This window comes from Blastomonas natatoria (genome assembly GCF_003201955.1).
Classification (GTDB): domain Bacteria; phylum Pseudomonadota; class Alphaproteobacteria; order Sphingomonadales; family Sphingomonadaceae; genus Blastomonas; species Blastomonas natatoria.
This window is the reverse complement of sequence record NZ_QJJM01000013.1, coordinates 1-15,829: the sequence shown is the minus strand read 5'-3', so window position 1 is coordinate 15,829 and position 15,829 is coordinate 1. Positions and strand designations below refer to the sequence as shown.

Below are 15,829 nucleotides of genomic sequence, written 5' to 3'. Positions count from 1 at the left end.
AACGACATGAACGAGAAATCCCGCTCCCGCTCCGCCGCACGGCTCGCCGCCGTCCAGGCGCTCTACCAGCACGCGATGGAAAAGACTCCGGTCGCGCAGCTGCTCCACGAATTCCACCAGCACCGGCTGGGCGCGGAAATCGAGGACGAGCAATATGCCGAAGCCGACGTCGCGTTCTTCGACGATGTCGTGAAGGGCACGGCGGCGCGGCTCGAGGAAATCGACGGGCTGATCGAGGCCAAGCTGGCCGATGGCTGGTCGCTGGGCCGGATCGACCGCACGCTGCACCAGATTCTGCGCGCAGGGACTTACGAGTTGCTCGCGCGGCCCGACGTGCCGGTGGGTAGCGTGATCAACGAATATCTCGATGTCGCGCACGCGTTCTTCGATGCCAAGGACACGCGCTTTGCCAACGGTCTGCTCGACGGGATCGCCAAGGATGTGCGGCGCTAATTGAGGCCAGGTCGCGAAAACGTCCCTCGACTTCGCTCGGGACAAACGGATAGGGGTGCGACTCGCTGTTAACTTCTCCCGTTTGTCCCGAGCGCAGTCGAGGGACGTAAGGCGCAAGGGCCAATGCAGGATGACCACCGAACCCGCCTTTATCGACCTGCTCCGCACCATCGCCACCGATCCGTCGGCGCGCGGGCTCGATGACGATGCGGCGGTGCTGACGATCGACAAGCAGACGCTGGTCCTGACCAAGGACATGCTGGTCGAAGGCGTGCATTTCCTGCCCGATGATCCACCCGCAGACATCGCGTGGAAGCTGGTCGCGGTGAACGCGTCCGATCTCGCCGCCAAGGGCGCGACTCCGCTCGCCTGCCTCACCGGGCACAGCCTGTCGCGCGATGCCGACTGGGACGCGGCTTTCGTGCAAGGACTCAAAGCTGCGCTCGACCATCATGGCCTGCTGCTGATCGGCGGCGATACAGTCAGCGTTCCGCCCGGCCAGGCGAGGGTGCTGTCGCTGACCGCGATCGGCCTGCCCTCGGTGCCCGTCCCGCCCTCGCGCTCAGGCGCGCTGGTTACCGACGGGCTGTTCGTCACCGGCACGATCGGCGATGGCTGGGCGGGGCTGACGCTGCTGCAGACCGGCAAGACCGAGCCTGCAACGCTGATCGCGGCCTATCGCCGCCCAAAGGCGCGGATCGCCGACGGCGCAGCGCTGGCGCAGGTCGCGCACGCGGTGATGGACGTGTCCGACGGTTTGCTGATCGATGCCGCCCGCATGGCGCGGGCCTCGGGCCTGGCGGTGCGGATCGACCTGGCGCAGGTTCCGCTCTCGCCCGATTTCGTCGCCACGATCGGCAGCGACCAGGCCGCAGCGATCGCTGCGGCCACCGGTGGCGACGATTATCAGCTGCTGTTCGCCGCCGATGCCGAGGCGCATCTGCCCGTGCCTGCGCGCCGCATTGGCGGCTTTACCCAAGGCGAAGGGCTTACGCTCAGCTGGAACGGCATGCCGATCGAAACCCCAGAAAAACTCGGCTGGCTGCACGGCTGAGGGGCTGCCACACCCCCTAACTTTATTAAGTTGCACGCTTGCAACACCCGCTTATACCTATGCGCGGGGGACGCTGACGTTCATGAAGGGCGCGGTGATCGCCTGTTCGGCCGAGAGGCCATCGCTTTTTGGGAGAGCGACGCATGAACGTGGTCTTGATTGCCATCCTTTGCGGGGTGGTTGCAGTCCTTTATGGCATATTCACCAGCAGACAGGTTTTGAGCCAATCGCCCGGCAATGCCCGGATGCAGGAAATCGGCGCGGCAATCCAGGAGGGGGCACAGGCCTATCTCGGCCGCCAATATCGTACCATCGCCATTGTCGGCATCGTGATGCTGGCACTCGTCTGGGCGCTTCTCGACAAGTTCGGCAACCCCGTGTCCGCCATCGGCTTCGTGCTCGGCGCGGTGCTTTCGGGCGTGGCGGGCTATATCGGCATGAACATCTCTGTGCGCGCGAACATGCGCACCGCGCAGGCGGCCAGCACCTCGCTTCAGGCGGGCCTCACCCTCGCCTTTCGCGCAGGGGCCATCACCGGCATGCTGGTGGCGGGCCTCGGCCTGCTCGCGACCGCGGGCTATTTCTATTATCTCTACGCCATAGCGGGCCATGGCCTCAGCGACCCCGAGGACCGCAACATCGTCAACGGCCTGGTCGCGCTGGCCTTCGGGGCGTCGCTGATCTCGATCTTCGCGCGCCTGGGCGGCGGCATCTTCACCAAGGCGGCCGATGTCGGCGCGGACCTGGTCGGCAAGGTCGAGGCAGGCATTCCCGAGGATGACCCACGCAATCCGGCGGTGATCGCGGATAACGTGGGCGACAATGTCGGCGATTGCGCCGGCATGGCCGCCGACCTGTTCGAAACCTATGTCGTCACCATCGGCGTGACCATGGTGGCCATCGCGCTACTGGTGGCGGGCGATGATGCCGCGCTGCTTCCGCTGGTCGGGCTGCCGCTCGGCCTGTGTGGCCTCTGCATCATCACTTCGATCATCGGCACCTATTTCGTCCGGCTCGGCTCGGGCGGCTCGATCATGGGTGCAATGTACAAGGGCTTTGCGGTGACCGCGATCCTCTCTGCCATCGGCCTGTATTTCGTCACCGATGCCGTGGTCGGCATGAACACCGCCTATGCGATGAAGACCGCTGACGCGGCGGGACCGGAAACCTTTACCGGCATGGACCTGTATCTCACCATGCTGATCGGACTGGCGGTGACCGGCATCATCATCTGGATCACCGAATATTATACCGGCACCAACTATCGTCCGGTCAAGTCCATCGCCAAGGCGTCGGAAACCGGGCATGGCACCAACGTCATCCAGGGTCTGGCGATCAGCCTCGAGGCGACCGCGCTGCCGACGCTGCTGATCGTGGTTGCGGTGATCATCGCCTATCAGCTCGCCGGGATCGTCGGCATCGCCTTTGCGGCGACCGCGATGCTGGCGCTGGCCGGCATGGTCGTGGCGCTGGACGCTTATGGTCCGGTCACCGACAATGCGGGCGGCATCGCCGAAATGGCGGGGCTGGACGACAGCGTGCGCGAGAAGACCGATGCGCTCGATGCGGTGGGCAACACCACCAAGGCGGTGACCAAGGGCTATGCCATCGGTTCGGCGGGGCTTGCCGCGCTGGTGCTGTTCGGTGCGTACACGACCGACCTCAAGGAGTTCTTCCCTGACGTGCCGGTCGATTTCTCGCTGTCCAACCCATATGTCATCGTCGGCCTGCTGCTCGGGGCGCTGCTGCCCTATCTGTTCGGCGCGATGGGCATGACCGCTGTCGGTCGTGCCGCAGGGTCGGTTGTGGAAGAAGTGCGCGAGCAGTTCCGCACCAATCCCGGCATCATGGCAGGCACGTCAAAGCCGAATTACGCCCGGACGGTCGATCTCGTCACCAAGGCCGCGATCAAGGAAATGATCATCCCCTCACTGCTGCCGGTGCTGGCACCGATCGTGGTCTATTTCGTCATCACGGCGGTGGCGGGCCAGGCCAATGGCTTTGCCGCGCTTGGCGCGCTGCTGCTGGGCGTGATCGTCTCGGGCCTGTTCGTCGCGCTGTCGATGACCAGCGGCGGCGGCGCGTGGGACAATGCCAAGAAATATATCGAGGACGGACACCATGGCGGCAAGGGTTCAGACGCACACAAGGCGGCAGTGACCGGCGATACCGTGGGCGATCCGTACAAGGATACCGCAGGCCCGGCGGTCAATCCGATGATCAAGATCACCAATATTGTTGCGCTGTTGCTGCTCGCGGCGCTTGCAGCAGGCTGACCTATGCGATAGCCTCGCGGCTTGAACGACAACTTGCCCCGCCGACCTTGCGCCTGGCGGGGCATTTTCTTGCGCAAAATCCTGCAGAACCGGCGCACTTAACGGGTTAACCATTCCACTTAAGCTGTTGTTTTGCATTCCGCCCCTATAAAACCTGCGGGGGGCCGCGAATGTCGCGGGCAAAGGCAGGACGCAGATACGGCATGGATCAGGGCCTGCTCATGGCTGGATCGAACGCCACCGCGCAGGTGGCAGATGCCATGCGACTCGCTCTGCTCGACCCGAAAAGGCTCGACGCCGCCTTCATGGCCGCCTGGCATCGGCTGGCCGATCACGCCAGCGAACCCAATGTCTTCCATGCCCCCGAATATCTCGCGCCCGCCATCGATCATTGCGACCCGTTGCAGCGGGCACGCCTGATCACCGTATCCGACGGATCAACGCTTGTCGGGTTGATGCCGATGGCCGTCGAGCGATATTACGGGCGCTGGCCGGTTTCGCACAGCCAGAACTGGCGACATCCCAACTGCTTTCTGGGCACGCCACTGATCAAGGCCGGGCACGAACGCGCCTTCTGGCAGGCGCTTCTGGCCGATCTCGACCGCCGGATGGACAGCGGCGTGTTTCTGCATCTGTACGGCATCGCAACGGACGGGCCGGTCTTTGCCGCGCTAGCCCAGTTGTGTACCGACCAGCGCCGGGTCTGCGACATCGTCCTGGCCGAAGAACGCGCGATGCTGGCCACGACGATGGCAGGGCAGGCCTATTACGAAGCCGTGGTGCGGAAGAAGAAGCGCAAGGAAATCGCCCGGCTTCGCAACCGTCTTGCCGACCTGGGCACGATCGAGACCTTACACGGCTTTGGCGATGCGGGCCTTGATGCCTGGCTGGCCGAATTCCTTGCGCTGGAACAGGCCGGCTGGAAAGGCCGAAACGGATCCGCGCTCGCAGATCATGCGGAAACGCGCGCCCTCTTCCTCGCCGCGACGCATCAGGCGTACGCCTCGGGCAAGCTGCACCTTGTGGCGATGCGCCTCGATGGCAAGCCGCTGGCGATGCTGGTCAATTTTCTCAGTCCGCCCGGTGGCTTCTCGTTCAAGACCGCATTTGACGAGGCCTATGCGCGCTTTTCGCCCGGCGTCCTGCTCCAGATCGACAATCTCGGCATATTGCGCGAACATGGTCTTGCCTGGATGGACAGCTGCGCCGCCGAAGGACATCCGATGATCGACAGCCTGTGGGCCGAGCGGCGCCATGTCGGCCGCGTTTCGGTCGGGCTCAAGGGCTTCGGCCGCCCAGCGCTGTTTGCCGCCTTTCGTCAGGGCGAGCGATTCATGGACCGCCGTCGCGCGAGGCGCTCCCCCGGCCTGCTACCTTCTGCTCCCCTGGAGACCGATGATGACTGACCAGCCCCACCGCACCGACTTTTCCCGGCCCGGCAAGAGCGACACGTTCACCGCCGATGCCAAGGCGCGCTTTGCCCTGTGCTATCCGGAAACGGCGCATATCCTGACCCACGGTCTCCTGCGGCATCCGCTGATCGAACTGGAAGCGCTTGCGCAATTGGGCGAGAGCCTGCCGGAAAAGTCGCTGGAGTATAATCGCGGCGACCTGCCGATCGGTATCCGCCCCGAGGATGTGCCCAAGACCGGCCTCACCATCGGCGAAACCATCCGGAACATCGACAGCGCCAACAGCTGGTGCGTGCTCAAGAATATCGAGCAGGTCCCCGCCTATCGCGACCTGCTGATGAGCCTGCTCGCCGAGCTGCAGGATGTCACGGCCAAGACCACCGGCGCGATGTTGCGCCCCGAAGGCTTCATCTTCGTGTCCTCGCCGGGCTCGATGACGCCCTATCATTTCGATCCCGAACACAACATCCTGCTGCAGCTGCGTGGAACCAAGACGATGACCGTGTTTCCGGCTGGCGATCCCCGCTTTGCCGCTCCGGAAGCGCATGAGGCCTATCATTCGGGCGGCGGTCCGCGCAACCTGCCCTGGGACGACGCGTTCGCGTTGCACGGCACCGGCTACAGGCTCGAACCTGGCCAAGCTATCTTCGTGCCGGTGATGGCGCCGCATTATGTGCGCAACGGCGACAAGCCATCGATCTCGCTGTCGATCACATGGCGCTCGGAATGGAGCTATGCCGAGACCGACGCCCATGCGATGAACAGCGTGCTGCGCAAATACGGCTTGCGCCCCTCGCCGCCGCGCCGATATCCGGTCAACAACCTGGTAAAATCCTACGGCTATCGCGCCCTGCGCAAGCTCGGCCTTGACTGAACGGGGTCAGCGGCCGACCAGCACGCGGGTTGCACCATTGGTCCGGGTGACGCTCGCCTCGATGCCATAGACCGCCTCGATCCAGTGCGGCGTCATCGTCTCGGCAACGCTGCCACCGACGAGGGTGCGCCCCTCGTTCATCCAGACCAGTCGGTCCGCATAAAGCGCGGCCAGATCGAGATCGTGCAGCACGACAAGCGCGCCGCCTCCGCGATTCACGAAGCTCCGGATCAGCCGCATGACCTGGTGCTGATGCCGAGGGTCGAGCGAAGCGACGGGCTCGTCCGCAACGATCAGCGGTGCCTGCGATGCCAGCGCGCGGGCAATATGCACCCGAGCGAGTTCGCCGCCTGACAGCGTGTCGGTGGCCCGGTCGGCCAGATCGCCAAGGTCGCAGGCAGCCAGGGCGTGGGCGACCGCCAGCTGGTCCGCATCGGCCAGCCGCGCTGGGGCAGCCCCGAACGCGAACCGCCCCAGCGCCACGACATCGCGCACCCGGATCGGCCAGGCGAGATCGCGCATCTGGGGAAGGTAAGTGACGAGCCGGGCCCGCTGACCGGCGGTCATTGTGGCAGGGTCCGCGCCATCGAGCAGCGCCGTGCCGATGTCAGGCCTGGCCAGCCCCAGCGCAACACGCAGCAGGCTGGTCTTGCCTGCACCATTGGGGCCAAGCAGCACCACCAGTTCGCCGGGCCGCAGGTTCAGCGACGCACGGTCGAGCAGCACCGCCCGCTTGATCGAGAGGCTCGCGGCCTCAACCAGCAACCCCGCCTCGCTCATCGTGCCGATCCTCGCCGGATGGCGATCATGACGAAGATCGGCGCACCGATCAGTGCGGCGACCACGCCCAGCTTCAGCTCGGTATCGCCGGGAATGATCCGGACCGCGATATCGGCCAGCACGAGGATGAGACCAGAAAGCAGGGCGCTCGGCACGAGGACGCGTGCCGGATCATAGCCGACCCAGGGACGTACCAGATGTGGCGCCACGATCCCGACAAAGCCGATCGCCCCTGCCAGCGCCACAGCGCCGCCGGTCGCGAAGCCAGCACCGAGGACCACCAGCACCCGCTGTCGCGCAACGTCGAGCCCGACGCCTGCCGCCGCTTCCTCACCCAGGGCGAGTGCCGTAAGGCCCCGCCGCGCCGCGACCAGCAGAACTGCACCGGCGCCAATGAACGGAGCACTGAGCGCGAGATCGTCGAGGCTGCGGTTGGCGACCGACCCCATCATCCAGGTGACCATATCGGCGAGCGTGAACGGGTTCGGTGCGAGGTTCATGAGCAGCGCCATGATAGCGCCTGAGAAGCTGGAAATTCCGACGCCGACCAGGATCAGGGTCACCACCGACCGCGTGCGCGGCGCGGCCCAGGCAATGATCGCGGTCGCCGCCAGCGCGCCCGCAATCGCCGCCAGCGGCAGTGCGAACGGAATCGCAGCCGCAAAGCCATAGAAGAGCGCCACCGTGGCGAACAGAGCCGACATGGCAGACACGCCGAGCACGCCCGGCTCTGCCAGCGGATTGCGGAGCAGACCCTGCAGCGCTGCACCGCTGATACCAAGGGCTGCACCGGCGACCATCGCCGCGAGCGCCCGGGGCAGACGCACCTGCCACACGACCAGCATGTCGCCCGGCTCACCCTGACCCAGCAGCGCCGCCGCCATGCGCGCGGGCGGCAGCGGAACCGATCCCAGTAGGCAGGCCGCAACCAGCGCGACCAGGATGCCGAGGCACAATCCCGGGATCAGCCAGCGGGCGCGCGTCACGGCTGCGTGCCCCTGGCCCGCGCCATGGCCTCGGCGGCATCGAGCACGAACCAGCCGCCACAGGCGGTCCAGGCGCCTTCCAGGCCGATCACCGGATGCTCGCTGGCGCTGCGCATCAGCGGATGCCGTGCCGCGCTCCACTGATCGGGATTGTAATCACGCCGCCCGAACCATGCCATGGCAACGCGATCGGGCTTCTCATAAGCCAGCCGCTCGAGCGGCAGGGGTTGCCAGCCGGGCGCAGTCTGGAAGTTGCGGTATCCGGCCAGCTCGATCAGTTCGTGGATCAGCGATCCTGGCCCGGAAGTGACCCCGCCGGGGGTGGCGTAAAGAAGGGTTGGCTTGCTGGCGTTTGTGGACACCAAGCCAGTATCGCTCTCCCCCCGGTTTGTCCCGAGCCCCTCGTCTGGCTGGTAAGCCAGCCGCTCGGGATAAACTTCCCGGCCATGCCGGGAAGTCGAGGGACGTGTTCGCAGCGGTTGTGCAAGGTCCCTCGACACGCTCGGGACAAACGGAGAAAATTTGCTTTCCGACAGCCTCGCCACCCGCGCATCCATCTCGCGCGCGATCCGCTCCCCGCGCACCCGCTCGCCCAGCGCATCTGCCGTCTCGACCAGCACGCGCCGCACCCCTGCCAGATCCTCGGCATAGCCCAGCTGCAGCACCGGCACCCCGGCGCGCGCAAAGAACGCACCTGCATCCGCGCCGCCACCATAGCTGCGCAATACCAGATCGGGCTTGAGCACCAGCACGTCCTCGGCACGCGGGGCGACCTTGGGCATGCCGCTGGCTGCACCGCGCATGTACGAAAAGCTGCGCGTCGCATCGGGGGACAGCGCGAGGATGCGGCTCTTGTCCACCAGCTTGAGCACATATTGGTCCGCGCAATAATCGAGGCTGACGATCCGCATCGCCCGCACCGGGGTTTCGAGTGGTGCGGGGGTGGCCGCCTTGCCAAGCGAGCAGGCGGCGAGAGCCAGCGGAAGCACGAGGAACGATTTGCGCAGCCATCCCGTCACCCCCGCGAACGCGGGGGTCCCGCTACCTGCAAAAAAGCAAGCGGGATTCCCGCCTTCGCGGGAATGACGAGAAGAGCTGCTGTCGGTCACATCTTCAACCTGATCCCCGCATAGCCCGCCCGGCCCGGCACGCCATAGTTGAACGCGGTCTGATAGGCCTCGTCAAACAGGTTTTCGACCCGGCCATAGACTTCCAGAGTGTCCGAAAGGCTCCAGCTCGCGCGCAGATCGACGCGGACATGGCCGTCAAGCCGGATGGTGTTGGCGACATCGTCGAACGTGTCACCCTGCATCAGGAAGGTCGCGCCCAGCGCCGGCCCCCAGGGCGATGTCCAGTCGACCAGCACCGAGGCACTGTCCTTGGCGCGCCGCGCCAGCCGGTTGCCGAAATTGGAGCGACCGAAGAAGTCGAGCTCGCGCGAGCGGTTCTCGGTATCGACCAGGCTGTATTGCGCCTGCACGGTGAAATTGCGCGCAGGCTGGATCCAGAGACCCAGTTCGACGCCCTCGGCCCGTGCAGCCGCGATGTTCTCGAGGCTGAATGTCGCGGAGGAGAACACGATCAGGTCCTCGGTATTGCGCCGGAACCAGGTCGCCTGCGCCCGCAATTTGCCTTCGATCAGCGAATGCTCGACCCCGGCATCATAGCTGCGTGCAGTTTCCGGGCGCAGGTTCGGATTGCCGAACGCCGCAAGCTGCTCGCTGAGCGCCGGAGCACGGAACCCTTCGGCATAGGTCGCGCGAAACACCGTCCCACCGCCATTGGGCGTATAGGCGATATTGCCGCCCAGGCTGGTCTTGCTGCCGAAGACCTGCTGGTCGTCGACGCGGACGCCGCCGGTGACCGTCAGCCCCCTGAGCGGACGCACGATCGCCTGACCGTAATAGCTGGTCATGTGCACATCGCTGACATCCGGCTCGGTGTTGAACGAGGGGAAGAAAGTGCTCGCCTCGCTCTGCTCGTGCTCCACCCCGAAAACCAGGGTCAGCGGATCGGCGATTTCCGCCGTGCCCTGATATTCGAACCGGTCGATCGTGCCCCTGGCGCGCGCGGGGTTGAACGATCCAGGGGTCGGGTCGGTGGTGATCCGCCTGACGTCGGTGCGGGTATAAGCGATGCGGTTGTTGAGACGGCCATCGAACAGGAAGACATTCACCCCCACATAGCCGACGAACTGTCGGTTGTCCGTCACTGGCAGCGTGTCCGCAGGCGGATTGTCGAACTCGGTCTCGCCATCGGTATAGAAGCCGCGCAGGTCGAGCATGATTGCGTCGCTGAACTGCACCTGCAGCTTGCCATTCAGGGTCAGGTTCTCGAACCCGTCCGTCTCGGTGGCGCCGCTGCGCTCATCCCAGGCGCTGATGCCGTCGCTGCGGAACCAGCTTGCGCCGACACCGCCCGAGACGATGCCGCTCATCCCCGAGACATTGGCGACCAGCTGCCCGGTATCGCGATAGCCATATTCGCCGCGAACATTGGCGCGGAAATGCTCTTTCGGCTCGATCGTTGTTATATTGATGACGCCGCCGATCGCCTGGCTGCCCCAGATCACCGAATTGGGCCCGCGCAGCAGTTCGACCGAGCCGACATTGCCGGTGAGGATAGAGCTGAAGTCGAACGCGCCCGAGGGCGAGCTGGGATCGTTGATGCGCACGCCGTCGACCAGCACCAGCGTCTGCGAGCTGTCGCCGCCGCGGATGAACACGCTGGTCGTGCCGCCGGGGCCGCCATTGCGCGCCACGCTGACGCCGGGCAGCGTCTGCAGCACGTCGCTCAACACCTGGTTCTGGCGGCGGTCGAGCTCTTCCTTTTCGACAACGGTGATCGACTGGCCGGTCTCGTAGCGCTTCTGGATGATGCGGCTGGCAGAGACGACGATATTGTCGAGATCATCGTCGCTGGTGATTTGGGCATGGAGCGGCGTCGCCGCTGCCAGCGCGAGCGCAGAAATGGCGATGGAGCGCAGAATTCTGGACACGGTTTTCCCCCGGCCCTTGCCGCTGCCGAAGCGGGAAGGCAGATGAACGACATCAAGGCCCCCCAGGAACATTCCTGGCGCGACTGCGGCCTGTGGCATGTCGTTACGAAGGAAAGGACTTTCCCATCCGAACAGGCTGGACCCGGCCCCCGGATGAACGACGCGATGGCAGGTCTCCTGGCTCGTCGATCATCGCCCCGGGCCGTCTTCCCGGGATTTCTCCCAGTGACTTGAGTGGCCGTCGGCTCCCGACTGACAGTTGCGGGCACAGCGCCGGATTTTCACCGGCTTCCCTCTTCGCCCCCCGGTCAAGGGAGGAACCATCTGGTTGGGCAATTGCTGGATTTGGCCAGGCTTGTCAATCCGGCCTGACAAGTGCCCCGGCCTGCCGTGCTGACAGACCGGGGGAATGTTGCATCAGACCAGCTCGACCGCGACGGCCGTTGCCTCGCCGCCGCCGATGCACAGCGAAGCGAGGCCGCGCTTTCCGCCATGTGTCTGCAACGCGGAAACCAGAGTCGCGATGATTCGCGCGCCGCTCGCACCGATCGGGTGACCCAGCGCTGTGGCCCCCCCATGCACGTTGATCTTCTCGTGCGGGATGCCGAGATCACGCATCGCGATCATCGAGACGCAGGCGAAAGCCTCGTTGACCTCGAACAGATCGACATCATCGACGCTCCAGCCCGCCTTTTCGAGTGCCTTGCGGCTGGCATCGACCGGCGCGGTGGTGAACCTGGCCGGTGCATGCGCGTGCGCGGCATGCGAGACGATCCGCGCGACGGGCTTGAGGCCCATCTTGTCGGCGACGCTCTGCCGGGTCAGCACCAGAGCCGCCGCGCCGTCGGAGATTGACGAGGCGTTCGCCGCCGTGATCGTGCCATCCTTGGCGAACGCGGGCTTCAGGCTGGGAATCTTGGAGGCATCGCCCTTGAGCGGCTGTTCGTCCTTGTCGATCGTCTCCGTGCCCTTGCGTCCGGTGATCTCGACGGGAACGATCTCACGGTCGAAGCCGCCAGAACTCTGCGCCTTTTGCGCGCGGGTCAGCGAGGCGATCGCGTAATCGTCCTGATCCTGGCGAGTGAACTGATATTCGCCTGCCGTTTCCTCGGCAAAGCTGCCCATCGCGCGGCCCGGCTCATAGGCGTCTTCCAGGCCATCAAGGAACATGTGATCCATCACGCGGTCATGGCCGATGCGCGCCCCGCCGCGATGCTTGGTGAGGAGGTACGGTGCGTTGGTCATGCTTTCCATGCCACCTGCTACCAGCAGGTCGACCGAGCCCGAGGCCAGTGCCTCCGCCCCCATGATCGCTGCCTGCATGCCGCTGCCGCACATCTTGTTGACGGTGGTCGCCTCGACCGATTGCGGCAGGCCGGCCTTCAAGGCCGCCTGGCGCGCAGGTGCCTGACCAAGACCTGCAGGCAGTACGCAGCCCATATAGATCCGCTCGATGGCTTCGCCGGCAACTCCGGCACGCTCGACCGCAGCCTTGACGGCAGTCGCGCCGAGATCGGTGGCGCTGGCGCCCGAAAGCGAACCCTGGAAGCTGCCCATCGGCGTACGCGCGTACGAAACGATAACGACAGGATCGGAAGCGGAAAATGCGGTCATGGCATAAATCCCTTGTCAGCAGTGATATATGCGCCCTCCCCTAGTGCCCCTGCGCTGGCAAGGCAATCGGGCGACAAAGCGCTTGGCCTGATGCACGACCAGCGGTTATGCGCAGACGCTGTGCCGATCCCCGGCAACGGGCCCGTTTTGCCATGTATGCGCCTCTGCTCCAGCATCCCGTGATCGCGCCCATCGCAGCGGCGATGCTGGGTGCGATCTTCGGCAGCTTCATCGGTGCGCTTGTGGTGCGCTGGCCCGCAGGGCGACCGATTTCGACCGGGCGATCGCAATGCGACAGCTGCGGTACCGTGCTGAAAGCCTGGCAGCTGATTCCACTCGTATCCTACATTGTGCTGCGCGGAAGATGTGCAGCATGCGGTGCTGCAATCGGACGCTCCAGCCTGCTGATCGAGCTGGCTGCTGCGTTGATCGGAGCGGTTTCGCTGGCCCTGCATCCAGGCATCGAGGGGCTGGCGATCGCGTTCCTCGGCTGGCTGCTGCTCCCGCTCGCGCTGCTCGACTGGCAGCATTACTGGCTGCCGCACCCGCTCACGGCTGCGCTGGCGCTGGGCGGCCTCGCCAGTGCAGCGCTTGGCCTGCCGCCCGACTGGACCAGCCGGATCATTGGTGCCGGTGCGGGCCTTGGCGGACTGTCGCTGGTCGCCCTGCTCTACCGGCTGATGCGCGGACGCGAAGGGCTGGGCGGCGGCGATCCGTTGCTGCTTGGCGCTATCGGCTTGTGGCTCGGCTGGCAGGCGCTGCCCATTGTGCTGATGATCGCCAGCGGTCTTGGCCTGGCAGCCGCGCTGGTCATGCAACGGCGCGGCCTTGCGATCGACAGCGCCACACGCTTTCCGCTCGGCACCCTGCTGGCACTCGCAGCATGGCCCGTAGCGCTGGCCGGGCCGCTCGCCTGAGGATCAACGGCGCTGCGTGGCCCTGCGCATATTGTCGCCCAGAAAAGTCTGTCCGCGCTGTGAGACGGCGATCGCGCAGCTGGCGAGCAGCGTCATGAAACCCAGACCGATCACGAGCCCGGACGACGCGCCGACGGCGAGCAGGATGAGCATCACCCCGACGAAGGGCAAGGCAACGAGGCCGAACAGGCCAGCGACGACCAGAGTCGCCTTGAAGTGATGCAACATGATGGGAATGCTTTCGGTCAAGGCTGCGGTCGCGCAGAAATCGAACGACGAAATAGCCAAGCCGATGGCTCACCATGGCAGCATGCTGGCCCGTTGACCAGCAGTTTCAGACCGCCCGCCGTCCCGCGATCAGCGCATCGACCACCGAAGGATCAGCCAGCGTGCTGGTATCGCCGAGCGAACCGAAATCATTCTCCGCAATCTTGCGCAATATCCGCCGCATGATCTTGCCGCTGCGCGTCTTGGGCAGTGCAGGCGTGAAGTGGAGATGGTCGGGCGTCGCGATCGGGCCGATCTCCTTGCGCACCAGCGCCTTCAGCTCGCCCGCAAGCGCCTGGTCCGCCGCTTCGCCGACATTGAGCGTGACATAGCAGTAGATGCCCTGCCCCTTGATATCGTGCGGGAAGCCGACCACTGCGGCTTCAGCAACCCGGGGGTGCAGGACGAGTGCGCTTTCCACCTCCGCCGTGCCCATGCGATGCCCCGATACGTTGATCACGTCATCGACCCGGCCGGTAATGCGATAATAGCCCTGCTCGTCGCGCTTGCAGCCATCGCCGGTGAAATACTTGCCCTTGTAGGTGCTGAAATAGGTCTGCACGAAGCGGTCGTGATCGCCATAGACGGTGCGCGCCTGGCCAGGCCAGGAGGCTGCAATGCAAAGATTGCCCTCGGTCGCGCCATCCAGGATGTTGCCATCGGCATCGACCAGTTCGGGCTGGATGCCGAAGAACGGCATGCCCGCGCTGCCCGGGCGCATCGCATGGGCATAAGGCAGCGTGGTGATCATGATGCCGCCAGTCTCGGTCTGCCACCAGGTGTCGATCACCGGAATGGCGTCCTTGCCGACGGTGCGCCGGTACCAGCGCCAGGCTTCGGGATTGATCGGCTCGCCCACCGACCCGATCAGCCGCAGCGCGCTGAGGTCGTGCTTCTCGACCGGCGCCTCGCCTTCGCGCATCAGCGCGCGGATTGCGGTCGGCGCGGTGTAGAAGATGTTCACACCATGTCGCTCGCACATGTCCCAGAATCGGCTATGGTCGGGATGGTTGGGCACGCCTTCGAACAGCAGGCTGGTCGCGCGGTTGAGCAGCGGGCCATAGACCGAATAGCTGTGCCCGGTAACCCATCCGATATCGGCGGTGCACCAATAGACCTCACCAGGCCGGTAATCGAAGGCGTAATGGAAGGTCGTCGCGACCCAGACCGCATAGCCGCCGGTGGTGTGCAGCACGCCCTTGGGCTTGCCGGTCGAGCCAGAGGTGTAGAGGATGAACAGCGGGTCCTCTGCGCCCATTGGCTCGCACGGGCAGGTCGCGGGGACCGTTTGGGCCAGCTCGTGATACCAATGGTCGCGGCCTTGCGTCATCGCGATGTCCGCGCCGGTATGCCGCACGACCAGCACCGCATCGACGCTGATGCCATGCTGATCCAGCGCCGCATCGACATTGGCCTTGAGCGGCACCGTCTTGCCTCCGCGCATTCCGGCATCGGCGGTGACGATGAAACGGCTGGCGCAATCCTCGATCCGCCCTGCGAGCGCTTCGGGAGAAAAGCCGCCGAACACCACCGAATGGATCGCGCCGATCCGCGCGCAGGCGAGCATGGCGATCGCGCCTTCCAGCACCATCGGCATGTAGATGGTGACCCGATCACCCTTCCTGACGCCCATCTCGACCAGCGTGCTGGCAAAACGCTGCACCTCGGCCAGCAGCGCATCATAGGTCAGCGACCGGACGTCGCCGGGCGCATCGCCCTCCCAGATGAACGCCGTGTCCCCACCGTGACCGGCCAGCACATGCCGGTCGACGCAATTATGGCAGAGGTTCAGTTCGCCATCGTCATACCAGCGGATATTGACCGGGTCGAAGCTCGATCGGTCGACATGGGTTGGCTTTGAGCTCCAGTCGATCCGGTCTGCCTGCAGCGCCCAGAAGCCGTCGGGATCACGTAGCGATGCCGCATAAAGCTCCGCATATTGGGTCGGCGTGCACCAGGTCTGGGCATCTTCGGGAGGTGCGATCAGGGGCTCGGCCTGAGCATCGGTCGCGGCATCTTGGCTCATTGTTCGCATCCTCGAAAAACTTGGCTTTGTCAGCTATTTCGTCCGTCTGTTGTGCCGCACCAGGCGTTGCGGAGCAAGTTAGCGTCCGCGCTCGTGGTGTAATTTCTGGTGTAGATTGAGGTGATCGCGCGGGGTGGGGCATGCCCCACCCCGCGCGATTTCGATCTCGGTG

13 protein-coding genes and 1 riboswitch are annotated in these 15,829 nt (G+C 65.1%); of the genes, 6 read left to right on the top strand and 7 right to left on the bottom strand.

The genetic code is table 11. From position 1 onward, the window contains the following. Window positions 1–6: 6 nt before the first annotated feature. From nusB to C7451_RS15220, 5 genes are all read left to right on the top strand, one after another. Window positions 7–453, top strand: a complete 447-nt coding sequence (gene nusB / locus C7451_RS15240) for a transcription antitermination factor NusB (protein ID WP_110299824.1) — start codon at window positions 7–9, stop codon at window positions 451–453. 130 nt (window positions 454–583) lie between these two features. Next, entirely contained in the window at window positions 584–1,507 is a 924-nt protein-coding gene (gene thiL / locus C7451_RS15235) for a thiamine-phosphate kinase (RefSeq protein WP_110299823.1), read from the top strand. A gap of 143 nt (window positions 1,508–1,650) precedes the next feature. Then, the gene (locus C7451_RS15230; protein WP_110299822.1) at window positions 1,651–3,783 is read left to right on the top strand and encodes a sodium-translocating pyrophosphatase; all 2,133 of its coding nucleotides are present in this window, start codon (window positions 1,651–1,653) and stop codon (window positions 3,781–3,783) included. Between the two features lie 203 nt (window positions 3,784–3,986). Next, window positions 3,987–5,189: a GNAT family N-acetyltransferase gene (locus C7451_RS15225; protein ID WP_208625231.1), complete on the top strand. Its 1,203-nt coding sequence runs from the start codon at window positions 3,987–3,989 to the stop codon at window positions 5,187–5,189. Then, complete coding sequence (locus C7451_RS15220) at window positions 5,182–6,069, top strand: cupin-like domain-containing protein (protein WP_110299898.1); 888 nt, start codon at window positions 5,182–5,184, stop codon at window positions 6,067–6,069. Before C7451_RS15225 ends, C7451_RS15220 begins: the two co-directional genes overlap by 8 nt. Window positions 6,070–6,075: 6 nt before the next feature. On the opposite strand, the gene C7451_RS15215 is transcribed toward C7451_RS15220, so the two are convergent. The 5 genes from C7451_RS15215 to C7451_RS15195 all read right to left on the bottom strand — a co-directional run bounded on the left by C7451_RS15215 (window position 6,076) and on the right by C7451_RS15195 (window position 12,447). Further along, window positions 6,076–6,849 carry an ABC transporter ATP-binding protein gene (locus C7451_RS15215; protein WP_110299820.1) on the bottom strand — a complete coding sequence of 258 codons (774 nt, stop codon included), beginning with the start codon at window positions 6,847–6,849 and terminating at the stop codon, window positions 6,076–6,078. Further along, window positions 6,846–7,835: a FecCD family ABC transporter permease gene (locus C7451_RS15210; RefSeq protein WP_110299819.1), complete on the bottom strand. Its 990-nt coding sequence runs from the start codon at window positions 7,833–7,835 to the stop codon at window positions 6,846–6,848. Before C7451_RS15210 ends, C7451_RS15215 begins: the two co-directional genes overlap by 4 nt. After that, entirely contained in the window at window positions 7,832–8,854 is a 1,023-nt protein-coding gene (locus C7451_RS15205; RefSeq protein WP_244181949.1) for an ABC transporter substrate-binding protein, read from the bottom strand. Before C7451_RS15205 ends, C7451_RS15210 begins: the two co-directional genes overlap by 4 nt. Window positions 8,855–8,940: 86 nt before the next feature. Next, a complete protein-coding gene (locus tag C7451_RS15200; protein WP_167398571.1) occupies window positions 8,941–10,833 on the bottom strand; it encodes a TonB-dependent receptor plug domain-containing protein in 1,893 nt (630 codons plus the stop codon). A 150-nt stretch (window positions 10,834–10,983) separates the two neighbouring features. After that, window positions 10,984–11,173: riboswitch (cobalamin riboswitch) on the bottom strand. A gap of 77 nt (window positions 11,174–11,250) precedes the next feature. Beyond that, window positions 11,251–12,447: a thiolase family protein gene (locus C7451_RS15195; protein ID WP_110299817.1), complete on the bottom strand. Its 1,197-nt coding sequence runs from the start codon at window positions 12,445–12,447 to the stop codon at window positions 11,251–11,253. A gap of 152 nt (window positions 12,448–12,599) precedes the next feature. Here C7451_RS15195 and C7451_RS15190 point away from each other — a divergent pair, with 152 nt between their 5' ends. Then, window positions 12,600–13,364, top strand: coding sequence for a prepilin peptidase (locus C7451_RS15190; protein WP_208625230.1), 765 nt, complete (start codon window positions 12,600–12,602; stop codon window positions 13,362–13,364). A 3-nt stretch (window positions 13,365–13,367) separates the two neighbouring features. Here C7451_RS15190 and C7451_RS15185 read toward each other — a convergent pair whose 3' ends face one another. Next, the gene (locus C7451_RS15185) at window positions 13,368–13,592 is read right to left on the bottom strand and encodes a hypothetical protein (RefSeq protein WP_110299816.1); all 225 of its coding nucleotides are present in this window, start codon (window positions 13,590–13,592) and stop codon (window positions 13,368–13,370) included. Window positions 13,593–13,698: 106 nt separating this feature from the next. Further along, entirely contained in the window at window positions 13,699–15,657 is a 1,959-nt protein-coding gene (gene acs, locus C7451_RS15180) for an acetate--CoA ligase (protein ID WP_110299815.1), read from the bottom strand. Between the last annotated feature and the right edge of the window lie 172 nt (window positions 15,658–15,829).